Here is a 22768-nt window from a genome sequence, read left to right as displayed (position 1 = left end):
AAATCCTCTCCTTTAAAATGTTTTTCCCATTAAAAAGAAGAAATTCCACTTATCGTTATAATACGCTTCACCTACTCTTATTAACCCCAACATTGGAACATTTAAACCAAGTTCTACTCCTATAGACCAATCTATCCTATCAAATGTGTAAGTATCACCCACATACGCCACATCACCAAATAACGAAAAGTAAAATGGATAATTACTCTTTTTATCTACATATCTTAAATCATTGTTTAAGAGAAATGCCATATTCCCTTCAAGTGTTGCTCCTCTAAGACTGTTTAATCCAGACAAATAATTGTATATTTTGTTGCCTTCTTCCTGTAAAAGTTGAGAAGCATATAAACGAGAGGCTATCGAAAACTTTCCAAATGGTATATGAATAGATGCTTCCTCTTGAAATTTATACGCAACAGGTGCATTTCCCATAACCTTAAAGTATTTTTGCCCTGTAAAGTTTAGATAAATTCCTTCCGTTGGAATTATTAAATCATCGAGTGTTTCAAATATATATCCACCTAATACGTTTCCTCCCAAATATTCTTCACTAACTTGAGTAGAAACAGTAGTCTTGTAATCTACACCAGCCCCAAAGATATATGAATTGTTGTTTATCTTCAAAGTACTGAGAGATATACTAAATCCCACGTTATTAGTTATAGTTGCATCATCAGTTGAATAAGAATAATTTAATTTCGTACCAAAAATTAACGGTCTTCCAAATGGCTTTCTTATTGAATACTCAAGCCCCACTACTTTATTTTCCAATCCCAAAGAAAGATTCAAACCAATATTTTGTCCAAATCCAAACGGATTAATAGTCTTTAATTGAACTTGCGCTGCAAATCCTTCATACCACGGTTTTCCATCACCAGGAGGTCCCCATGCCCCTCCTCCTATAAAGTTAAATCTTTTTGTTTTCTCTTCTAATTTCAACTTTACATCTAAAACATCAGTTGAAACAGGTGTAATATCAAAATCTATATTATCAAAAAATTGTGTTTTATAAATCTCAACATATGTTTTTCTAAGTTCATCTTTATTTGCAAAATCTCCAGGTACAATGGAAATTAAATCATCAAAAGTGTATTTCTTTGTTCTTGTTAGACCTTCAATCTTCACATCTCCAAATTTGTATTCAGTTACACTAACAATAAATTTGTTATCCTTTATTTTTGGTTGAACATTTACTATGTATTCATTTTTCTCATACCAATCTTTTACTTCTTGTAAAATATCTAACAAATCATTATTCGTCAGTGTGCCAGACGCAGTTATTTCTGGAAAATCATATAAGGTATTTCCTTCTACTTCCACACTCTCAAAAAATAACGAATTTTTTATAAGTCTATTCTGCACAACGATAATTTTCAACTTTTTTGATGGTTTTTCACTTTCCACATTTAAAATTTGTATTTTTGAGTATGGTGAAAAATACACATACTTTCCAAACTCTTGAAATATTCTTTGCAAATCAGACATCTTTGGATAATAAGATTTTTCATCGTCAAATAAACGTAAAAACCAATTTTTTGATAAATAACTTTTATATTCTTTTAATTTTGAATTTTCCTTTATTTTGGTCAAAATATCTTCTATATTTTCCGTTTCACCGGAAAATTCCACTTCATATAATGCATATTCAGTTACTTTAAAAGTCACACTTGTTGCGTTAACACTTCCAGAAACATAAATAAAAGCCTGCTCTTTATTTTTTGAAAAAACATTCGAAACAACATAACCTTCATCTTCGTACTTTTTTGAGATATTTAAAATACTTTCCCTAAATTTTACAAAACTAAATGGCTTATCTTCCTTTAAAGTAATAGACGCAGCCAAAGTTTCTTTAGAAATTAATCCAACTCCTTCTACCGATAAATCTATTTTTTCCACCTTTTTATTTTCTACCACATCTATGACTAATTCTAAACCTTTTCCTTCAATTTTCGACCATTCAACACTTGAAAAATAACCCGTGGATTTTAAGGATTTTACAATATCTAAAATTGCATAATCGTTAATATCTTTTCCCAAATATTGAGAATATGCAAACTCCAAATCTTTCTCATTGAGTAGGTTCAACCCATTAATAGTTACCTTCTCAAGTACAGTTGCAAATGAAAATAAAAAGATTCCCAAAAAGAAAAGGACAAAAAACTTTCGCATGCTTATTCCTCCTTGTATTCTAATTCTTTGATCATTTCCTTTAAAATATTTATTTTAATTGGAGAATCTAGTTCTCCTAAGTACTTTTTTACAACTTCTGAACTTATTTCATAACACTCTTCATTTCTGCATCTTTTGATTCGGAAATTTACATTTTTGTTCATTAAAAGTGATAAAAATACGGAAATTAAATCTCCTACAGGTTGACAGTCTATATGTTTCTTCATAAAAGTAGCCCTTACTTTTGTACCTACACCTATTTTTGTCTGTACATCTAAAGTTCCCCCTGTCATTTCAACCGCTTGTTTTAAAAATGGAAGTCCCAGACCAAACCTTCTTATTTTTTTATCCCTCGATGTGTAAAAAGGATCAAAAACTCTATCTAAATCTTTAATACCAGGTCCATCGTCTCTTACCTCAAAGGTAAATTCCCTATCCGTTTCAAATATTTCTAACACTATATTTTTTGAACCTGCTTTCACAGAATTTTCGGCTATATCCAAAACATGATCCGCTATAGTCAAAAGTCCCATATCGTTTTCACCTTGCCTTCAACAATAGAAAGTAATACAGATTTTACCGTTTTTATTTCACAATCTATTATACTATATCTTTCACCAATCTGCTCTAAAAAATGGGCATCAGAAGAAGATATGGCTACAAACCCATTCTTACGTGCTATATCCAGTTCTTCTTTATTTGTAACTTCACAAATATTCACCGATAAACGTGGAAATACACCCAATTGGTGCAGAATTCCAAATTTTCTTCCTATATGCGCATATACGGGTATTCCTTCAAACTTTAAAATAAGGGAAACTACTTTTTCTAAAGACAAATCGGTAGGAAAACCCAATGGTGTTTCTTCAACGCCTGTAAACTCATCCTTTTCATTGACATATAACTGATATCCAAAGCGTTCCGGATCATAATTAACTTTTGGCAGATGTTTTTTTACTATCAAAGAAAAGGTTTCTAAAGAAGAAATGTCAAAAAAATAACCTAAAATGTGTACATCCTCTATCGTCTGGACCTCAATTCCAGGTACAACTAACTTACCACATCTTTGAAAAACACTTCTAAAACTTTTCACATTTCCCCCAATGTTATGATCACAAATAGCCACAACATCTGGTGCCCTTTTTAATACCTCACCTGGAACCATTGTAATATCCGCACAGGGAGATAAACACGTATGAATGTGTAAATCACACTTCATCTTATCCCCAATGCATATACCTTTCCCGAAACAACAAATGCATTATCAGACACCTTTAAAAGACATACATTTTCTTCTTTTGCTTTTTCTATGACTTCATCTGAAAAGTCTAAATTCTCACAAAGCACTATTGCTTTGATTCCAGTCATAGCCGCTACAGCAATTATATTCAAATGATTTTGAACGGTAATCCATATAGAACTACTCTCTGCATTTTTCATGACCATGCTCAGTAAGTCCCCTGTATATGCGTGAAGGATTTCACAATCATCTCTCAAAAAAACCTCTCTAGCACCTATTTTCTCAATTATTTCGGAAAGTCTCATAAAAAGCCCCCTTTAAGCAGTTTGATCAAACAAAATCCCTAACAAATACTTTGGAACAGACATCCCAAATGCCAAAGCATTTTTGGCAATTTCCAATAACAAAATTTGTCTTTTTAATTCCTCTCTTTTTACAGGGTCTTGCTCAAGTTTCAATTTCATCTCAATTTGCCTTATTTTATCACTTATGTGTTTTGTATCAACTGGTGTACTTTTCTCTTCACTTTTACGACCTGGAATGTACATCCAAACCTTTGTCTTTCCCGCAACTGCAGCTAAAAAAGAACCACGTTTTCTAATGTCAAGATAAATTCCTCCAGAAATTATGTACCCGCCTTCTTTTTCGGCTTTTCTCTTAAAAGCAAAATAATTACTCAGCTCCTGATTTAAAACCCTTAATACACTTCTACTTGCAGGCGCACCATGTGAAAGTCCTGGTTCTCCTAAGTCAAGTTTGTAACCCAACATAGGGTTTGAGATCGCCGAAACTTTCATTTTTTCACCTGCTTAAAAATTTAAGCGCTTTTTTTATTACATCATCTAAAGTATCATCCTTTTCTAAAACTCTATTAACAGCCTTTTTAGATTGAATTCTACTAAATCCCAAGGTAACCAACGCTTCTATCGCCTCAATCACCTTTTTATCTTTTTTACTCATTGTTAAATCAAATTCCTTCATTGAATCCTTCAATTCCAAAATAATTCTTTCTGCAGTCTTTGGCCCTATCCCTGGAAGCATGGACAATGCTTTTACATCTTCATTGACAATTGCACTTACAATGTATGATACATCATTAGAAGTTATTATCTTTAACGCCGTCTTAGGTCCAAGCTTATTAACTAACAATAGCTTTTCAAACAATTTCAATTTCAAAACATCTAAAAATCCATATAAATTTATTCCATCATCATTTACTATCATCTTGGTAAAAACTTTAATTTTTTGACTTAAATATTCTTCAAAGACTCCAGGATCCCCTACAATAACTTCGTAGACTAAATCGTTTACATTTAAATAAATCTTTCCGTTTTCTATCTTTTCTAAAACCCCGAATATTGCATGTATCACAATTTCACCTCAAATAATTCTGCCGCATTTTTCACAAGAGTTTCTGAAACATCTTCCCCCAAAACCCTGTTAATTTCCTCCACAACAAATCTTACATACCCCGGTTCATTTCTCTTTCCCCTAAACGGCTGTGGTGGAAGGTATGGACAATCAGTTTCTGAAACAATATTTTCTTCTCCCACAAATCTGATCACATCTCTTAAATTTTCGTTCTTTTTATACGTTACAGGTCCCCCTATTCCCAAAAAAAATCCCAATTTTACAAACTTCAACGCATATTCCTTATCACCACTAAATGCATGTATTACCCCATTAAAATGTCCTATCATTTCAATTATATTATACGCATCCTTATATGCATCCCTAATATGCACAACAACTGGTAAATTTAACTCCTTTGCCAAAATAAGTTGCTCAGTAAAAACTTTTTGTTGAATCTCAAAAGGTGAAATATTTCTATAATAATCCAATCCTATTTCTCCGATGGCTACTACCTTTTCGTCCTTTGCTAACTTTTCCAAAACCCCAAGATAATCTTTACTCACATCTTTACTATCATGTGGATGAACACCTACTGTAGCGTAAATTTTTTCATAGTTTTTTGCAAGAGATAAAGATAAATAGCTATCTTCAATATTAGTGGCAACATTAACCAAAAACGGAAAATCATTTAACTTTTCTATTATTTCTTTTCTATCTTTATCAAAGTGTTTCATATGTAAATGCGCATGCGTATCTACAAATCTCATATATTATCACCTCAAAAATATTATACCACTTTCAAAAGAAAAAAGTCCCGGAAAACCGGGACTTTTATTTAGATTCTTTCTCCTTTAATTTTTTTACTATAAATGAAGCAACATGTATTCCTTTTGTTCCCCGACCAAATCCTGCATCCATACCATTTTCAATTGCCAAATCATTGTTAATTTGTGTCCCACCTGCAATAATTATAACCTTATTCCTTATACCTTTTTCAATAGCTAATTCGTGGATTTTCTTCATATTTTGTACGTGCACATCATTGTGGGTTATAATCATAGATGCAAGTATTGCCTTTGCTCCAGTCTCAATAGCTGCATCTATGAGCTTTTCGGGTGGAACACTTGTCCCAAGATACGTATATTTTATACCATACTTTTCAATTCCTCCATGTTTAATATCCAATATTTCCCTTAATCCAACAGAATGCTCATCATTCCCCACTGTACCGGCAACTACGTGTATAGGATTGTTCTTTACATATTCGAATATCTCTTCTTCAGGCAAAGTTTCAGGTTTTTTTGGAAGTTCCAATTTATCAATTTCAATTTCAAATGGCACCTTTGCTTTCACTTCAATATATGTTCCTTCAGATGGATGTAATATTGTCTTATGAATAATCGTTGGTTCCTCAAGCCCTAATTTTTCACACAACGCTATAGCAGCAGCTTCTGCAAGTTCTTTAGGTAGTGCAAATGTCATATCCATTTGGATCCAACCATCTGAAAACCACTCAACCTCAGGTTTAATAACCTTTCTTTTCCTCATATCCCTTATCTTCTCAAGTCTAACATTAACATTATCACTTTCATCTAATTCGTCTATAAATTGTATTTTATCTGGATTATGTAAAGTACATCCACCAATTAAATCACATGGCTTTTCTATATCTTTTGGTAAATTGTTGTAACCAAAATGCTCGCAAACTGGCGCCATGTAATCTGCTTCTCTTGGTACTACTGTACCTGCAGCTATCTCGCCATCTTTCTTCCTTGCAATTCCATCTCCTATTCTCTCTGGATAATATCCATTATCAACAAACATCCCTGCTTCTAACGCTTCGAAATATCCTCCCATATCCAATATTTCTTCAAGCATTAAAATTGCACGCATTTTAAGTTCTCTGACCCTTTCCCTAATTTTCTTTTCGTCTATTTTCACATACTGCTTCATTCCATCTAATGCTACTAAGGTGTGCTTTGCCGTTTCTACTCCACGTATTGAGTTTACATGCCACGGCACATTTCTACCTTCATCTGGAGTAATAGTTGATTGTAGATCAGCAGAGGTTAGTCTTGAAATCAATGTATTAAGCACATGTATCCTTGTCGCATCAAATAAATCGGATTCTATATATCTTGTATTCATTTGAGCTCTAAATTTAAATCCATCAAATAATTCTCTTAAAGCCACTGCATAAGGAAGGTTATACCTAAACTCGGGCATTGGTGCTACAACAGGTGGTACTGTAGAAAGTGCAATATATTCTTTCTTCATTCCTGCTTTTAAAGAATACATACAATTAATTCCATGCTGTACTAAAAGTTCAGGCATAACTGTCCATGCAAGCTTTGCAGAGGCATTGGCATTGTGTGCACCGTCAATCTGTAACATGTTAACAGAAGCCATAATTTTCTTTGCAACGGCAGCATCTACAAATGAACGAATAGGGTTAATTCCCCTATACAAAACATTATATTGAGGATCCTGGTGCGCTCCATTTACCCCTTCTTCTGCAAACAAAACGGCAATTTCAGGTCCAGCAACCCCCGACACATAACTGTGAAAGTTTATAGGTCTTCCTACCTCTTCTTCTATCAAATCTAAGGCTTTTCTTGTAGCTCTAAGTTGTTTTCTTGTAATGGGAATACCACCTATACCTTCTGGTGTACCTTCAATAAGTCCATCGTAATGCGATTGTCCCAAAGTCCTTATAACCATAATATGGTCTGCTCCATGCCAAGCGGCCATTCTCATTCTTCTGATATCATCTTCAAACCTTCCAGAGGCAATTTCCGAAGTAATTACAACCTCAGGTTGTGGATCTATACTTCCAAAATAGTGTGCAGCGGGAAGAGGAATAGAATTTTTCAAGTCTTCGCTAACTTGGTAGTACTTGTAATCTCCTATTTTCGTACCTTCAGGAAGTCTTTTTCTCCACACCCACCCTTTTCTCTTTGGCCTATATTTATCCAAATCTTTCAATATTTCATCTATATCTATAGGTTTTTTTGGATCAAGCATCATTATTCACCCCTTTAAATATCCTATCCACATCTTCCCAATACTTCCCTTCTATAAGTGCCCTTCCTGCATCTAAAATATCCATATTTTTCTCTTTAGCTATTCTCCAAACAATGTGACCTGCGCCCTTTCCCAACAAATTTCTCTGAAAAACTAAATCTACAATTTTTGAAGCTTCCAAACTATTAAATCCCATTCTAAGAAGTACTGATCTTTCCACAGAAGGAGAAGTATGTGTTTCTGCAAGCTCTATTAGAGGATCAACAACTTTTTCAACAAGATGCCAAAAGTACTGATTAAGTTCTTCTTCGGTCATCTTTTGTAAATGTTTACTTCTTTCTTTAAAATCATCTTTTCTAGGCTTCAACTTATTCACCTCCAAGTAAATCTTTAACAATTTGCATTATTTTTTCTTCTGTAGTCTTTGTATCCTCAGCCATAAATTTGATTTCCTCATCACTAAACTTTCTTTTGTTATACCTTTTCATCACTTCTTTTACATAACTTTTTCTTACATTATCCATGTTAAGCTCGATATATCCTATCTGCGAAGGATGCTCTGGAATAACTATTCTTTTCCCAGGCAAGTCCTCATTAATTGGATCTCCTCTTTTTATTTCCATTCCCATCTTTTTTGCAAAAGTAAGCTGAGCAGATGGAAGTTTTCCAGCACCCGTATATTCCGTTTCATTAACCACAATTACTTTATCCTCATCCATTTCAAGTGCAAGTGCAAATGCCGCAGCAAGCGAAGTGTTACCAGCAGGTCCTCTTTGCATACCTTCAAGTTGCGCAAGCATTTCTGTTATATAAAAAACCTCTCCTTGGGAAACAAGTAAGTATTTATCCATATATCTTAAAGCACGTGCTGCATTTTTTGGTACATCTGATCTATCGGGGAAGGTAGCAAAAGGTAATCCAAAACCCGTATGACCCGTAGTAAAATACTTTTTATTAAAATCGTTATCACTTGCCATGTGAAGTCCTTTCAAATTAACACTCGCTGCAACCACTTGTGTTTCTACAGCTCCTGCTTTTTTCAATCCTCTTGCAGTTCCAGTTAAAATTCCTCCACCTGCATGGGTAATCACCACGGCATCCGGATATTTTCCTACAAGCTCTTTTGTTTGCTTGGCTATCTCATAGCCTAAGGTTTCAACTCCTGCTATTGCATATGGTGTGTACAAAGAAGCGTTAAAAAATCCCGTTTTTTCAAGTAAAACTAATGTATAATAAAAAAGTTCTGGACCTACTGTTAATTGGACTACTTCTGCTCCATATGCTTCACATGCCCTGGCTTTTTCTAAAATTTCTGGTTGTCCAATCCATTTACTGTCATAACATTCTTGTACAATTATACATTTTAAACCACGTTTTGCTGCTTGTGATGCAACTGCCGCTCCATAATTTCCACTAGTTGCGGCAATTACTCCTTTATATCCATGTTTTTGTGCATGATATACACTCACAGACGCCCTTCTATCCTTGTAACTTCCAGAAGGATTTGTAGCTTCATCTTTTATAAAAATCCGTGCACCTTTACCCTTTGGAGCAATCTTTTTTATAAGCCTATTAATTTGTTTTAACTCTACTAATGGTGTGTTCCCAACCCCTGTTTCTTGTTGAATCTCCCTGACTTTTTCTAAACTATATCCTACCTCCTGCATCATTTTTTCATAGTCAAAAACAATATCTGATATTATAAATTTTTCGTAATCTATACCTACCGCTCTTTTCATAATCTCATTTTTTCTAGACATAACTGCATTGTACGATAAATCAGACATTATTATCACCTTCTAAAATCTTTCTAAGTTCCAATCCTACTGTGATAAGTTCTGGAACAGGTTCTCCAAAATCATGTTCATATTTTGGATTAATTGCAACTAGTTTCCCCTTTACAAGTCTTCCCGTTAATGTCTTTATCTCAACTTCCTGTCCAATTTCTGCAGTTTCATTAATCAAAAACCCTTTTATCCTCATCATTAAGGGAACCTTTTGGGTATCTTCTGGCAGTGGTGCGGTTCTTTCCTCTGGTTTTAAAAGTATCTGTTGAATTTGAACCCAATCACCTTTTTTTGCATGCATAAAAATCACCTCATTTTGTTGAAAGGATAGACCTTGGTACAGGTAAATCCGCCATAGTCTTTAACCCAGGTGTTGCATCAATTACTATAGGAATCATATTCGTTGCTATTGCTATTGTAGCCTTACCACCTGGTATTTCCGGCTTTATAGCAAGTTTTATGTCTGGATCTCCGTATATTTCTATATAATCTCCTGTTTCCACCCCTTCAAGATGTGGATGTATCTGTTGAGGGTGTTGCATTTCAATAACTACCCTATCACCTATATAAGCCTTTGCAGAGTGATTACAACCTGCCACCATACCAGGTTCCACCTTTACAACAGGAGTTTCTCTATGAACATTTGAAATTATCGGCTTTCTCTCTTCTTCGATCTTTGTTATATTCCATCCCAACGCCCTTGCTATCATCATAATACTTTGTGGAAATCCAATGTGTCCAACTATTTTTCCCGTCTTTAATCCTTCTTCAAATTCCTCTGGCGTAGTTCCAACACCTTGTGTTTCCATAACTGTTTTTCCAAAAGGAGAAAGATCATTTATTCTTCTTGCAATAATTTTATCCACCCTATTACAAACACCTGTTAAGGAAAGTATCAAAGTATCAAGTACAAAACCGGGATTTACCCCTGTACCTAAGATGGAAACCCCATATCTTTTTGCAAGACTATCCATGTATAACGATTCCTCCGGGTGTGAATCAAATGGAAAAGCCATCTCCTCTGCTATTGTAATAACATTACAGTGGTTTTTCACTGCATATTCTATTTGCGGAAGTACATCTTTGACAAAAGAAGATGTGGCAATAACAACTAAATCAGGATTTGTCCTTTCTATAATCTCTTTCTCTTTTGAAATCTCAACACCTAACTTTTCCATATTTAAGACTTCTCCAACATCTTTTCCCGCATGGTTAAAATCTATTGCTCCTACCAAGTTCATAAAATCACTTTCAACTATGTTTTTTGCTACTCCACTTCCCATAGCACCTAATCCCCAACAAACTATTCTCATACTAGAACCTCCTTTTTTTAAGACTTTTCATTCTAATGTTATCATGTGTTTTATTTTTTTTCTATCTTGTATAAATTCAATTAATTTTACGTAAAAATAATAAAGCGTAAAAAATAACATTATACACATTTTTATATAGCAATGCTCAAAAAAATAGGTCCCCGTACGGGGACCTAATCAATTTTCTAAATCTCTGGGATAAATATCAAACTCATCGAGAATTTCATATACTTTTGAAAGTTTGTGATTTTCTTCCCTTCCAACCGCTTTTACAACAAAATGGATACTACCATCTTTTACACTACCTACAACATAATGTAAATAACCTGCTGCAGCGGCTTTGGAAAATGGTAAATAAGAGACATCACTGGAATATAATCCATATCCAAAAGGAGCTCCACCTCCGCCAGTTGTTACATACATTACACCATCCTTGAAAAAACGCTCATAATGGTGGATATGTCCGTTAAAAACCGCAGAAACTTTATACTTCACAAAAAGTTCATGCCATTTCTCTCTAAACTCTTGACCCCTTCCTTTTACATTTGAAAAGAAAGGATGGTGAAATAATACAATTACATAAGCTTTTTTCGTCTTTTTTAAATCTTTCTCTAACCATTGAGTTTGATAAAAACCCAAAGTAGTATTCTCTTGAACATCACTATCAAGCACAATATAGTGCACATCCCCCATGTCAAAAGAATACCACTGTTTAAGAAAATCTCCTCCTCCCATTTTTGGTGGCATAAAAGCCTGATAATAGTATACGGCATTATGCTCGTGATTTCCTATTACAGGCATAATAGGGGTTGTTGAAAAAAGAGAATGTCCCGTATTAAAAAACAATCCCCACTCGAATAATTGAGGACCACTTTCTACAAGATCTCCTGTATGAAGCACAAAAAGGGCATTTTCTTTCGACATCTCATTGCAAATAATCTCATGCCAATCTGTATTTGTCCTAGTATCGCCATAAACTAAAAATTTGTATTTTTTGTCTCCTGCCGTCTTAAAGGATATTTTCTCCTTTAAACGACCTACAACAACTTCACCTTCATAATTAGTTGATAAACTTAAATCATCTATCTTAACCATATGAAATGTATCATAAAGATTGTCTTCTATTTTTTTACCGTTTATAAACAATACCGCCGTGCTAGGTCTATTAACTTTGAATGTCACATACACATTATCCGTTGAAAGTCCAGTAAGATACGGTTGCCATAAAAATCTAATCTTTTTTGGCAAATTGAGTACTATCTTACCATTTGAAAAAATCTTTATTTTTAAATCCTCGTTTAACAATTTAAAATTATCTCCAACACCGGAAAAATAAATTTCCCCTTTAAAATTACTGGTTGAAACATCTACTGGTTTATCCCCCTTTAACAATACCACCGTTACATTTCCAACAGGTTTATTTTCCGTATCCAAAACCACATACTTATCTTGATATTCTAATAATCCAAATTTTTCCCTTAAACTATGTACATCCCAATCAACAACAATATCAAATTCAAATTTTGAATAATTACCTACAAACACTGGTTTTCTTGACATAAACATCAAAGCACCTATTCTGTACATAGATAACGCATTTGGAAAAATCACACCATATGCTACATGCCTACACTGAATAAAAGTATAATTTTTTTCCTTAAAAAAGATAGGATCCAAGTCACTTTCTTTGAAAAACATTCTTAACTCTTTTGCTTCTTCTGAAAAGACACTAACGTGTAATCCATTTTGAGTTAACACATACTCAACACGTACATCTTTTGTACCGTTTGTTCCATATGCCACTATCTTTTCATTACTTACCACTTCTATTTTTTTAAAAGATACTTTAGATTTATCGAGTGTAAAATACATGTTGTATATTGCATCAAACATTGTTTCCTTTAATGCCAAATTTTCAAGAAGCCCATCATTTCCAATAGATGCCACCACATTTTCATTCGATAATACAAATTTCTCATTTTCCACAAATGGCGTCATTCCCTTAAAATTAACAAATGAAAATACCATAGCGGAAAATATTAATAAAAAAGTAATAATCTTCGATCTCATTGCTTAAATACCTCCTTCACATATTATTAGTATATTATATCACTAAAAAACAATGATATAATCTATTTGAGGTGATTTAAATTGGATAAATACATCAAAAGATTAATACAACTTGTTGAATTCGAAAGAAATGAAGAAGTAAAAATAATGGAATGGGAAATGAAAAATCTAACTGGACCACAAAGAGAAAAAAAAGGGCGTGCCGTTTTAGACCTCACCCCAAAAATAATTGGAGAAGAACTAGGTATGTACCTTATAAAATTCGGTAGAAAAAAAGTCATAGACACAGAAATATCCGTTGGAGACGAGGTAATAATAAGTAAAAATGATCCAACAAAAAGTGACATAAAGGGTATAGTCGTGGAAAAAGGCACAAGGTTTATAACTATATCAACAAATAACTTGCTTCCAAAAAGTTTTAAAAAGGTAAGACTTGATTTATACGCAAGTGACATAACATACAAAAGACAAATCGAAAATTTGGAAAATTTAAACAAGAACGGAAAAAAAGTATTGACATACATACTAGAAACTAGAATACTTTCCGATAATGGCATAGAAAAATTCAAAGAAGTAGATAAAAAATTAAACAAATTTCAAAAACTTACAATTTCAAAAGCTTTAAGAAGCAAGGATTTTTTCTTAATCCATGGACCTTTTGGCACAGGAAAAACAAGAACCTTAGTTGAATATATCATACAAGAAGTAAAAAGAGGAAAAAAAGTATTGGTAACTGCGGATAGTAATCTGGCAGTGGATAATTTAATAGAAAGATTGGAAAATAAGGTTTCACATGTAAGACTGGGACATCCTTCAAGAATTTCCAAAAATTTAAAGAAATCATCTCTAATCTTTCAAATTCAAACACACGAAAGATATAAAAATATAGAAAAATTAAAATATGAATTTGAAAAGCTACTTGAAAAAAGAGAAACATTTCAAAAACCCATACCAAAATGGAAAAGGGGACTAAATGATAATCAAATATTAAAACTTGCAAAAAACAACAAAACACAGCGGGGAATACCTCTAAAAGTAATTAAAGACATGGCGGAATGGATAAAGCTAAACAACAAAATAGAAGAAATCAAAGAAAAAATTTCAAAAGTAGAGGAGGAAATAGCAAATGAAATAATCGAAAACTCTCAAGTTGTTTTTTCCACAAACTCCTCTTCTTACATATTGGACAAATACAATTTTGATGTGGTTGTAGTTGATGAAGCTACACAATCTACAATTCCAAGTATATTGATTCCCCTATCCAAAGGTGAAAAATTTATACTTGCTGGAGACCACAAACAACTTCCACCAACTATTCTCTCAAATAAGGCAAAAGAACTTTCTATAACACTCTTTGAGAAATTGATTGAAAAATATCCAAAAAGAAGTGAGGTACTAAAAATCCAATATAGAATGAACGAAAAATTAATGGAATTTCCAAACAGAGAGTTTTACAACAACATTTTAATTTCACATGTAAAAAATATAACACTAAAAGATCTTGCTTTTAGCGGAAAAGATATAATAACAAATCCTAGTAGCATTTTAATATTCATAGACACTTCAAATGTTGAACATTTTGAAAAACAAAAAAAAGATTCTTCTTCATACTTCAACGAATTTGAAGCACAAATTGTTAAACATATTGTAGAAAAATTTCTAAAAGAAGGGGCAGATAAAAATTGGATTGGTATTATTTCTCCTTACGATGACCAAGTAGAATTAATTAGAAGTTACAACTTAGATATCGATATCAACACAGTTGATGGTTTTCAAGGACGCGAAAAAGAAGTCATAATAATTTCTTTTGTGCGCTCAAACAAAAGAAAAGAAATAGGATTTTTAAGTGATCTTAGAAGATTAAACGTAGCACTTACAAGGGCAAAGAGAAAACTTATATTAATTGGAAATTCAAGTACTCTTGAAATTAATCCAACGTATAAAAGGTTAATAGAGTTTATTAAAGAAAATGATGGAGGGATAAAATGGTTGAAAGCATCATCTTTGATTTAGGCAGAGTATTAATAAACTGGGAACCTAAAAAATATATGGAAAAAGTGTTTGATATGCGAACAACAAAGTTTTTATTGGAAAATGTCTTTAATACGGAAGATTGGAACCTAATGGACAAAGGGATAATAGATGAAAACGCACTTTGGGAAAAGAAGTTAAAAATGTTTCCAAAATACAAAAATGAGATATTACATATGAAAAATAAAGTATTTGAATTACTTACCCCAATAACTGAAAACGTAGAAATTCTTTATAAATTGAAAGAAAATTACAGACTTTACATACTTTCAAATTTCAGTCAAAACGCATTTAAATACATATACGAAAAATATGATTTTTTCAAACTTTTTGATGGACTTGTAATTTCAAGTCATGTAAAATCTATTAAACCAGAGGAAAAAATCTACCAAATACTAATCAAAACGTACAACCTAAACCCTTCAAAATGTTTGTATATAGATGATAAGCTGGAAAACATAAATACGGGAAAAAGATTAAGTTTTAAAGTTATCCATTTAAAAAAACCAAAACTATTAAAAAGTGAAATAAAAAAATATCTTTAAATGCCAGGCCAGCCAAAGTCAAAAGATATACCTTGATCTATTATTTTTCCATCTTTTTTCAACTCAAAAATTACATTAATATATTTATCTACGTACACATACGTTGTAGTGGTGGAAACAAGCGTATAAACAACCTCTCTAGTTGAATTTAAATTATACTTAAAATTAGTATTAAAAACAAGACTTGTGTTTTTGTAAGGATCAGATTCTTTTTGAATATAATCCCAAAATGCCGCATTCTCCGTCAAAAACTTTTTCCAAATATTTGCCCCAGAAACATACATTATCTTTGTGTACGTATTATCAATACTTTCAAGTACTTTTTCTTGTACATGTATTGCATCTCTCGATAAGTAAGATAACAAAAGTGCTGAAACTGCTGAAAAAAATATCAAAACTATACCTACCGAAATATTTAGAAATCCCTTTTTCATATTTTCCCCTCACAAATTTGGAATAAGTAAAATCACTCTTGTTTTTGTAATTTCAAAATTTTTGCTGCCAAATTTCCATGGAGAAGACCACGTCACCAAAAATTTTAATGCGTATATAGAGCTTAAATCAAAACTTTGATTTTTTATTTCAGAAAGTCTTTTTTCTCCATTAGGGTAATACAAGGCATACACTTCAAAACTCTTTACATTTTCCAGTATATCCTGTCTGTAAACTTTTTTTGTTAAATCAAGTATAGGGAAAAATTTTTCTATATAGATTTTTCCAGTGTTTTTTTCAAACACAACTTTAATTTGCCTAAAAAGATTCTTTGAAAATTCTACAGAAGTAAGTGTATTTCTAGACAACGGATAGATATACTTATCCTCGTCACCTAGCATAACCTTTTCCGTTTGATCAGCAAGATTTATCTCTTCAATTTTAAACGTATCCTCAGGACCCACAATTCCAGGAAATTCATCTGGACCCGATATTTTTTCAACATCTAGCTTTACAAATCTTGTAAAATAACCTTCTGTAGAGGGCGATAATTTATTTTTTATTATCGCCCACCTAAAATCTCCAACATACCCCTTAAACAACGGAGAATACGTACCGTCTGCATTTCTTACGAAAAAATTCTTGTATGTTACAACATAAGTTACGTAAAATTCCAGTTTATTTGTATCTTCTTTTACATCTATAGAGTTTGCAAGCCATATGTGATCCGTTATTTCCGAATATTTTTCTCCTTTTTGAATATAACTAGAAACATTCCCTAAAACATAACTAGGTTTATACAAATTTTTTAAAAGTTCTCCACCGCTTCCTGCATATTTTAGTTCATTTTCCAAAATATCGTACAAAAGTGAGACATAACTTTCAGCGTATAAATTCTGCATATTTACTTTTGAAATCTTGTACGATTCCATTATGTTAAAAACTACCGAAAATACTATTTGAAAAGTTAATGTGAGTATAATTAGCGACACAAGTAATTCAACAAAGGTAAAACCTTTTCTCATATTATCACTCCGCCATTTTTGGTAAAGAATTCTCAATTATTATCTTCTTTGATCTTTCCAATTTTATCTCAATTTCCAAATTTGAATAATCTGTATTTAAATATCCACCTATATTTTTCAAAAAAAATCCATCGTATGTGTAAATCAAGAAATTATCCACTTTGTTACCATTTAGATAAACTTCCATAGAATCTTCAAGAGAAAATTCAGATTTTTTACCATCATCTGATATTCCATCCAAATCTTCATCAACAAAGCTTGAAAATTTTCCATTTTCAAACTTTATACAATGAATTCTATTCTTAATAACAGCACCTCTTCTTGCATCTACAAGCAAATAAAATAAATTTTGCGTAATACCAGAAAGCTTAGAATTTGTCGTCGTATTTTTGTATACAACCTCAAATCCCACATATCCAATTCCCATCAAAACTGAAATGATGGTAATAACAATCAAAACTTCTATTAAACTAAATCCTTTTCTCACCATTGTTGAGGCACCACCTGTGCTTCAATATACTTCCCATCTTTTTCTACACGTATAGTAACAACAGTTATTATAGGATAAATAATTTCACTATAATTTGAATAAACGTTGAAATTGCTTTCTAAATGCTTCTTTAAAATCGTTATTTTATATACTTCTCCATTATACTCTTCGGTGAATGTACCAGCTACTATATTCGAAACACTAAAGTAAGTATACTCTTCGCATTTGTTCAATAAAATTTCAGACATTTTTATAAGCTCTGAATTTTCCTTTGTTTTCTTTAAAAGGTTCCACGAAGGTAAAAATGCTATTCCAAAGGCAAAAGTTATAATGATTAACGTTACAAGTGCTTCAACTAGCAAAGAGCCTTTTTTCATACTATTTATCCCCTTTTATCCAATTAAATCCCTTAATTATAACCTGTGATGGTTGCGTTTCAATTTCGTATTCCAAATAAGTAATATGAGGTGCGGAAAATGGTCCAGCAGGTCTTGTGATTATTATTATCTGTGGATCAGGTACAGGTTTGTCAAATTCTATCTCTGTTGTAAAACTTCCAACTATTTTACCGCTTGCCCCTGGCATTAAGGGATAACTCTCTGGATCGATAAGCTGTGGGTCTTTTATTCCACTTTTTACATATCTAATTTCAAATGTACCATCTCCAAGTGACAAATCGAACTTAATAGTTACTTTTATCCTCTTTACAAAGTTATTTGGTAAATCTTTTGGTAAAATTCCAACAAGATTTGGTAGATAATCACTTATTATATAACCAGCTTCATCTGTTTCATACTCTTTTTGCGTCTGTGTGATTATCTTGTAAAAATTACCGGAATGATTACCATCTGCCGCCACAAAATCTGGTACACCATCATTATCCAAATCTGCAACTGTACCCGCATCAAAATCATACGGTGGATTATCCTCCCAACTATAACTACCGTGTACCAATTCCAAACTCACAAATTCCGGTTTATTATCTGAAGTAATGTTAAACCCTTTAAACAAGTACACACTTCCCCCAAAATCTTTATTTTGCCTCCACGCATCTGTTCCTACAAAGATATCTTTGTATCCATCTCTATCCACATCAGTTATCTTAATTATTGTAGGTCCAAAACTTGGTAAATCTTCCGGTGATTTTGAATTTGAATACCTTGAATCAACTTTTACGTGTTCTCCCAATTTTCCATCTCTTGTTATCACAAACTTATTTTCCACATCAAACTCTAATTGATTATTCACAATTTTTCCAAAATACACGTATATATCTTTTTTATCGGTATGTCCCGCTATTAAATCTATTATTCCATCGTTGTTCAAATCTCCTATATCTAAAACGGCACCACCACCATTTGAAGACAAATCCTTATCACGAAAAAGTTTAATAATATTATTTTTGTTAAAAAACCTCTCTCTACCTTTAGAATTATCATTTATCCATACCCAAAATCTTCCCTTATAATCCACGTAAAATATGTCCTTGTACCCATCTCCGTTGTAATCATAACTCGCCATAGCAGAAACCGTCCACTCTGTTACAAAATTCTTATCTTTTGAAATTTTCTTGTAAGTAGATTCATTTTTATTTAAAACATCATCCACATATTGTGCATATTGCCAACTGTTGAAGGAAAATAAATCTAACTTTCCATCATTATCAAAATCATCTACAATCATCGTTCCATCACCATTTTTTACCAAAAGTCTAAAATATCTTTCATCTTCAAAACTTAATTCACCAGTCTCCTTCATCTTATTTTTCTTAATAACTACCCATCCATCATACGTTAATGAAATTATATCCGCATATCCGTCGTTATTAAAATCAACGGAAAATGTTTGTGAAACTTGAGTAAATGGACCATATCCAGGCACAGCAGAAATATCATTTATCTTGTAGACATTTACTGCCACTATTTTATCTTCAACAACCCTTGTAGATATATTTTTTACATAAATTGCACCCCAAGCTTTTTCAGGATATTGCTGACTCCAATTAGAAATAGGAAAAGTTGCTGTATATGTTTCTGCAAAAGAAAAAAATGATATTAATAACATAATTAAAACAAACTTTTTCATATTTTTACCTCCTATAAAATATCTTTTGCAAAAGTAATCATGTGTGGTTTTATTCCAAATCCTATAAATAATCCCCATTTTCCTTCAGAAAATTTTAAACCTCCTTGCAAATACAGCATATTGTTATCTGGCATTCCCAAATAAATATAACCTAGAAAACTTGGAATATCATTCTTTCCAATTGCCCCAACACCAATACCGGACTGTTTGTAAAAAGGAAAAATATTTGAAATTAAAATCACACTATACCTTATGTTATTTAAATCGTAATTCACATCTATATAACTATACGTTTTTTGGTTAAAAATATCCAAAAAGTATCCACCTATCAAAAAATAAGAAATATTTTTCGTTGCACTTAAGGTAAAATAACCTCCATAATTCTTATCGACAGCATTTATCCCTATATTAGGAGTCAGATTTACAAATACCCCATTAATATCATAATATGCCTCTACTGAAGCTTGTATATAAAAAGTTTTATCATACGAAACCTTTCTTACAAATGGAATCCAGTTAAAAGACGAATACCCAAGGATATTTGGCTCTTTTTCCTTTATAACTCCAAAATTAGCAAAATTCACCCTATCATTTTCAAAACTATATGCAAACCCCAGACCATATTCCTTAAATATCCATTCATATCTTTGTAGTTCCAAAGTATATTTTAAATCCGTATAAAATGGCACAAAAACCAAATCGGAATCTACCGATGGTTTAAAATCAAAAATGGCACCAACTCCCCAACCTTCCAACGTATCATTGGGAACAAAATAAGTTGTAAACGCAAAAGGTGCAAAAACTGATGGTGTAATACTATAGAGTTTATCCTCCCAAAAACTCGATTTTTTGTACTTTGCTTTAAACATATTTTCTTTCCTTGCCTTTTTAAATACCACATCTCTTCTTAAAATTTCTTTTTCTTCTTTGTAAATATTCATTCCCGCTTGGGAATAACCTACGTAAACTATTCCATCATCTTCCACTAAAGCATCAAATGCAAATAAACCTTTTGTTACCCTTTTTTTCTCATCTATATCGACTAAATCCATATAGCCTTTTTGTTTCATAATCACATAGACTTTTTCTCCTTGTTTTTTTAAAAATGCCCCTTTTAGATAATAATCATCTAGCAACTTATCACCTTTCCAAAGTTTATTTCCCACAAGATAATAAAGATTTTTCCCGTTATATACTAAGTTCCTTACAAATCCTTTTACCTCAAAAACTTTTTCTAAACCAAAAATTTTTGATGAATCGTATTTATCATCGTAGACAGCGTATATTATATTTCCATTTTCCACATCAAAAGCGGAAATAAATCCTTCAAATAACTTTTTATTATCTGTTACATTCCAAATTTCCATCTTATCACTATTTACAAGCGCGTATATTTTCCCATTGTCCACCCTAAAATCCACTGCAGATACGTTATATTCCTCTACCTTTTTTTTGCCTGCAAGAACTATTATTTTATTCAAAGGATAACCTAGATATCCAGAGACACTTCCAAAACTACTTTTCAAAATATAAAGTTTATCTTTTTCCCTTTCCACCTTGTAAATTCTTTCATTTTCGCCAATATAAATTTGTTTACTTCCTTTTCTTAAAACATAATTTGACAACCAATTTGAAACTTCCTCATCATATGTACTACCAAAATGCTTTTTAAACAAATCTTCCAAAAAGGTTGGCACCCTAAAAAGAAAAACATATGGAATGGAAAAACCAAGCATTAATTCAGGATAAGTGTACGATCTTTTCAGTGCATCTTTTAAATATGCGTTAACCTTATCCATGCCGTATTTTTCCTTTAAATATTCAAAAAAACCACCATTTGCGTTGTAAAATACCTGACCAACTCTAAAATCGTTGGGTATCTTATCTTCTGGTAATTCACCATTAAAAGTATCAAAGAGTGCTTCTGACACCAAAGGATTTCTCAATCTACCAGAATTTTCTGAAAATTGAGACTCAGAAAAAACAGTAGGAGCTTCAACCGAAAAGACCCCCAAATCTGGATAATACGGTATTGACAACTGGGAAAGAATTTTTAAATAACCCTCATCAGACTTTAAAGTAACTATATGCGTGAACTCGTGAATCAAAAGATACCTATACCAATCATCAAATGGCAAATAATTGTATAGATATCCCGTTGGATGCCAAGTATATATAACAATTGTATTTTTCTGGACAGGGTTAGCATACCCATTTGTGATTGTAGTCTTTGTTTTAATAAATATATTTACCCTGCCTGGATCATTTTTAAATAAATTTATCACATATTTTCTAATATTTTCAAATTCCATACCAACTCTTTTAGCAAGTTCGTCATATCCTGCAGGATAATAAATTGTTGCATGTTCAAAATACAAACTTTGAGAAAAAAACTGTAAAGAAATTATCAAAAAAACAAACACAAACTTTTTCATTCCGATTCCCCCTTCATATTTTTCCAACTGGCGCAAGATAAATTACAAACTCGTCTTCTCCATCTACACCCACCAATTTATCCATTTTATCTTGGTCATACGCAGCAACTGCACAGGTTCCACAATCTATAGCAGTTGCGGCAAGGTAAAGATTTTGACAGACATGCCCTGCATCAATGGCAATAGTTTTATACGATTCTTCTTTATACTTCCACTCTGTTCTATATGGTACTGCCACCCAAACAAATACCACAGCACTTTCTCCAACAAATCTTTGTCCCAAAGTAGCTTCAATAACATCAGTCTCAAAGCTACCTTTTTTTATCTCACACAAACCATGATTTAAACCGGAATATCTGTAAATCCCTTTTTCAACTTTATCGATGTTAAAAACAATAAGATAGGTATCAAATGGATGTGTAGAACCCGCCGATGGGACTGTTCTAAAAATTACCTTCTTTTTCTCTATATACTTTCTTACTCCCTGAGTTGCCCAAAGTAAAAAAGAAAGTTCCTCTAAAGTTAACGGTTCTTTAGAATATTTTCTTATACTTAGCCTTTCTTTGACTACCTGATAGAAAGGTTTTCTCCCCATATTAAAGCTTGGAAGTGCTATCAGATTTCCACAATCTCTTTCCACATCTGGCTTTTCAATTCCTTTCTCTCTATCCGTATCTTTAATCGCCATCCAATTTGACTTTAAAAACTCCCTATTCTTCATATTTTCAATTTTCCTCCAATCATTTTAATCTTTATTGTATTATATCAA

The 22768-nt window shown here is 32.4% G+C and carries 22 protein-coding genes; 2 read left to right on the top strand and 20 right to left on the bottom strand.

Annotated elements, in window-relative coordinates:
• Positions 1–12: 12 nt before the first annotated feature.
• The 13 genes from XO08_RS05210 to XO08_RS05150 form a co-directional block, all read right to left on the bottom strand.
• On the bottom strand, positions 13–2169 hold the full coding sequence (locus tag XO08_RS05210) for an outer membrane protein assembly factor (protein ID WP_075665971.1): 2157 nt from the start codon (positions 2167–2169) through the stop codon (positions 13–15).
• A gap of 2 nt (positions 2170–2171) precedes the next feature.
• Positions 2172–2702, bottom strand: a complete 531-nt coding sequence (locus XO08_RS05205; RefSeq protein WP_075665970.1) for an ATP-binding protein — start codon at positions 2700–2702, stop codon at positions 2172–2174.
• Positions 2690–3388: a PHP-associated domain-containing protein gene (locus XO08_RS05200; RefSeq protein ID WP_088368914.1), complete on the bottom strand. Its 699-nt coding sequence runs from the start codon at positions 3386–3388 to the stop codon at positions 2690–2692. The genes XO08_RS05205 and XO08_RS05200 overlap by 13 nt, the downstream gene beginning before the upstream one ends.
• Positions 3385–3714 (bottom strand): DRTGG domain-containing protein, encoded by a 330-nt coding sequence (locus XO08_RS05195; protein ID WP_075665969.1) that lies wholly within the window; start codon positions 3712–3714, stop codon positions 3385–3387. Before XO08_RS05195 ends, XO08_RS05200 begins: the two co-directional genes overlap by 4 nt.
• 12 nt (positions 3715–3726) lie before the next feature.
• The gene (locus XO08_RS05190; protein WP_075665968.1) at positions 3727–4206 is read right to left on the bottom strand and encodes a hypothetical protein; all 480 of its coding nucleotides are present in this window, start codon (positions 4204–4206) and stop codon (positions 3727–3729) included.
• Positions 4207–4210: 4 nt separating this feature from the next.
• Positions 4211–4780, bottom strand: a complete 570-nt coding sequence (ruvA, locus tag XO08_RS05185) for a Holliday junction branch migration protein RuvA (protein ID WP_075665967.1) — start codon at positions 4778–4780, stop codon at positions 4211–4213.
• Positions 4777–5529 (bottom strand): TatD family hydrolase, encoded by a 753-nt coding sequence (locus tag XO08_RS05180; RefSeq protein WP_075665966.1) that lies wholly within the window; start codon positions 5527–5529, stop codon positions 4777–4779. The genes ruvA and XO08_RS05180 overlap by 4 nt, the downstream gene beginning before the upstream one ends.
• Before the next feature lie 64 nt (positions 5530–5593).
• Positions 5594–7789, bottom strand: coding sequence for a D-ornithine 4,5-aminomutase subunit OraE (gene oraE, locus XO08_RS05175; protein WP_233120231.1), 2196 nt, complete (start codon positions 7787–7789; stop codon positions 5594–5596).
• Complete coding sequence (locus XO08_RS05170) at positions 7779–8162, bottom strand: ornithine aminomutase subunit alpha (RefSeq protein ID WP_231450338.1); 384 nt, start codon at positions 8160–8162, stop codon at positions 7779–7781. The genes oraE and XO08_RS05170 overlap by 11 nt, the downstream gene beginning before the upstream one ends.
• Positions 8155–9573 (bottom strand): 2-amino-4-oxopentanoate thiolase subunit OrtB, encoded by a 1419-nt coding sequence (gene ortB, locus XO08_RS05165; protein ID WP_075665964.1) that lies wholly within the window; start codon positions 9571–9573, stop codon positions 8155–8157. Before ortB ends, XO08_RS05170 begins: the two co-directional genes overlap by 8 nt.
• Positions 9566–9874, bottom strand: a complete 309-nt coding sequence (gene ortA / locus XO08_RS05160) for a 2-amino-4-oxopentanoate thiolase subunit OrtA (RefSeq protein ID WP_075665963.1) — start codon at positions 9872–9874, stop codon at positions 9566–9568. The genes ortB and ortA overlap by 8 nt, the downstream gene beginning before the upstream one ends.
• 10 nt (positions 9875–9884) lie before the next feature.
• Positions 9885–10886 (bottom strand): 2,4-diaminopentanoate dehydrogenase, encoded by a 1002-nt coding sequence (gene ord / locus XO08_RS05155; protein ID WP_075665962.1) that lies wholly within the window; start codon positions 10884–10886, stop codon positions 9885–9887.
• 177 nt (positions 10887–11063) lie between these two features.
• A complete protein-coding gene (locus tag XO08_RS05150; protein WP_075665961.1) occupies positions 11064–12956 on the bottom strand; it encodes a metallophosphoesterase in 1893 nt (630 codons plus the stop codon).
• A gap of 81 nt (positions 12957–13037) precedes the next feature.
• Here XO08_RS05150 and XO08_RS05145 point away from each other — a divergent pair, with 81 nt between their 5' ends.
• On the top strand, positions 13038–14969 hold the full coding sequence (locus tag XO08_RS05145; protein ID WP_075665960.1) for an IGHMBP2 family helicase: 1932 nt from the start codon (positions 13038–13040) through the stop codon (positions 14967–14969).
• Positions 14942–15532 carry an HAD family phosphatase gene (locus XO08_RS05140; protein WP_077287505.1) on the top strand — a complete coding sequence of 197 codons (591 nt, stop codon included), beginning with the start codon at positions 14942–14944 and terminating at the stop codon, positions 15530–15532. Before XO08_RS05145 ends, XO08_RS05140 begins: the two co-directional genes overlap by 28 nt.
• On the opposite strand, the gene XO08_RS05135 is transcribed toward XO08_RS05140, so the two are convergent.
• The 7 genes from XO08_RS05135 to XO08_RS05105 are packed head-to-tail and all read right to left on the bottom strand — an operon-like array spanning position 15529 to position 22720.
• The gene (locus XO08_RS05135) at positions 15529–15966 is read right to left on the bottom strand and encodes a hypothetical protein (protein WP_077287503.1); all 438 of its coding nucleotides are present in this window, start codon (positions 15964–15966) and stop codon (positions 15529–15531) included. The genes XO08_RS05140 and XO08_RS05135 overlap by 4 nt on opposite strands.
• 9 nt (positions 15967–15975) lie before the next feature.
• Positions 15976–16989 carry a type II secretion system protein gene (locus XO08_RS05130; RefSeq protein WP_077198308.1) on the bottom strand — a complete coding sequence of 338 codons (1014 nt, stop codon included), beginning with the start codon at positions 16987–16989 and terminating at the stop codon, positions 15976–15978.
• 4 nt (positions 16990–16993) lie between these two features.
• The gene (locus tag XO08_RS05125; RefSeq protein ID WP_077198307.1) at positions 16994–17479 is read right to left on the bottom strand and encodes a prepilin-type N-terminal cleavage/methylation domain-containing protein; all 486 of its coding nucleotides are present in this window, start codon (positions 17477–17479) and stop codon (positions 16994–16996) included.
• Positions 17473–17856: a hypothetical protein gene (locus XO08_RS05120; protein WP_077287501.1), complete on the bottom strand. Its 384-nt coding sequence runs from the start codon at positions 17854–17856 to the stop codon at positions 17473–17475. Before XO08_RS05120 ends, XO08_RS05125 begins: the two co-directional genes overlap by 7 nt.
• Before the next feature lies 1 nt (position 17857).
• A complete protein-coding gene (locus tag XO08_RS05115) occupies positions 17858–19564 on the bottom strand; it encodes a VCBS repeat-containing protein (RefSeq protein WP_077287601.1) in 1707 nt (568 codons plus the stop codon).
• A gap of 11 nt (positions 19565–19575) precedes the next feature.
• Complete coding sequence (locus tag XO08_RS05110; protein ID WP_077287499.1) at positions 19576–21999, bottom strand: hypothetical protein; 2424 nt, start codon at positions 21997–21999, stop codon at positions 19576–19578.
• A 13-nt stretch (positions 22000–22012) separates the two neighbouring features.
• Complete coding sequence (locus XO08_RS05105) at positions 22013–22720, bottom strand: SagB/ThcOx family dehydrogenase (RefSeq protein WP_075665953.1); 708 nt, start codon at positions 22718–22720, stop codon at positions 22013–22015.
• Positions 22721–22768 lie beyond the last annotated feature (48 nt).

This window comes from Thermosipho sp. 1074 (assembly GCF_001999655.1).
Classification (GTDB): domain Bacteria; phylum Thermotogota; class Thermotogae; order Thermotogales; family Fervidobacteriaceae; genus Thermosipho; species Thermosipho affectus.
The sequence above is the reverse complement of the archived record's forward strand: the minus strand, read 5'-3'. Positions and strand labels throughout refer to the sequence as shown.

Coding starts and splice junctions, on each gene's coding strand:
- XO08_RS05130 (WP_077198308.1), bottom strand. CDS start 16,989: ATGAGAAAAGGTTTTACCTTTGTTGAATTACTTGTGTCGCTAATTATA.
- XO08_RS05150 (WP_075665961.1), bottom strand. CDS start 12,956: ATGAGATCGAAGATTATTACTTTTTTATTAATATTTTCCGCTATGGTA.
- ortB (WP_075665964.1), bottom strand. CDS start 9,573: ATGTCTGATTTATCGTACAATGCAGTTATGTCTAGAAAAAATGAGATT.
- XO08_RS05210 (WP_075665971.1), bottom strand. CDS start 2,169: ATGCGAAAGTTTTTTGTCCTTTTCTTTTTGGGAATCTTTTTATTTTCA.
- XO08_RS05135 (WP_077287503.1), bottom strand. CDS start 15,966: ATGAAAAAGGGATTTCTAAATATTTCGGTAGGTATAGTTTTGATATTT.
- XO08_RS05200 (WP_088368914.1), bottom strand. CDS start 3,388: ATGAAGTGTGATTTACACATTCATACGTGTTTATCTCCCTGTGCGGAT.
- XO08_RS05120 (WP_077287501.1), bottom strand. CDS start 17,856: ATGAAAAAAGGCTCTTTGCTAGTTGAAGCACTTGTAACGTTAATCATT.
- XO08_RS05110 (WP_077287499.1), bottom strand. CDS start 21,999: ATGAAAAAGTTTGTGTTTGTTTTTTTGATAATTTCTTTACAGTTTTTT.
- XO08_RS05105 (WP_075665953.1), bottom strand. CDS start 22,720: ATGAAGAATAGGGAGTTTTTAAAGTCAAATTGGATGGCGATTAAAGAT.
- XO08_RS05140 (WP_077287505.1), top strand. CDS start 14,942: ATGGTTGAAAGCATCATCTTTGATTTAGGCAGAGTATTAATAAACTGG.
- XO08_RS05195 (WP_075665969.1), bottom strand. CDS start 3,714: ATGAGACTTTCCGAAATAATTGAGAAAATAGGTGCTAGAGAGGTTTTT.
- XO08_RS05115 (WP_077287601.1), bottom strand. CDS start 19,564: ATGAAAAAGTTTGTTTTAATTATGTTATTAATATCATTTTTTTCTTTT.
- ord (WP_075665962.1), bottom strand. CDS start 10,886: ATGAGAATAGTTTGTTGGGGATTAGGTGCTATGGGAAGTGGAGTAGCA.
- oraE (WP_233120231.1), bottom strand. CDS start 7,789: ATGATGCTTGATCCAAAAAAACCTATAGATATAGATGAAATATTGAAA.
- XO08_RS05125 (WP_077198307.1), bottom strand. CDS start 17,479: ATGGTGAGAAAAGGATTTAGTTTAATAGAAGTTTTGATTGTTATTACC.
- XO08_RS05180 (WP_075665966.1), bottom strand. CDS start 5,529: ATGAGATTTGTAGATACGCATGCGCATTTACATATGAAACACTTTGAT.
- ortA (WP_075665963.1), bottom strand. CDS start 9,874: ATGCATGCAAAAAAAGGTGATTGGGTTCAAATTCAACAGATACTTTTA.
- XO08_RS05205 (WP_075665970.1), bottom strand. CDS start 2,702: ATGGGACTTTTGACTATAGCGGATCATGTTTTGGATATAGCCGAAAAT.
- XO08_RS05190 (WP_075665968.1), bottom strand. CDS start 4,206: ATGAAAGTTTCGGCGATCTCAAACCCTATGTTGGGTTACAAACTTGAC.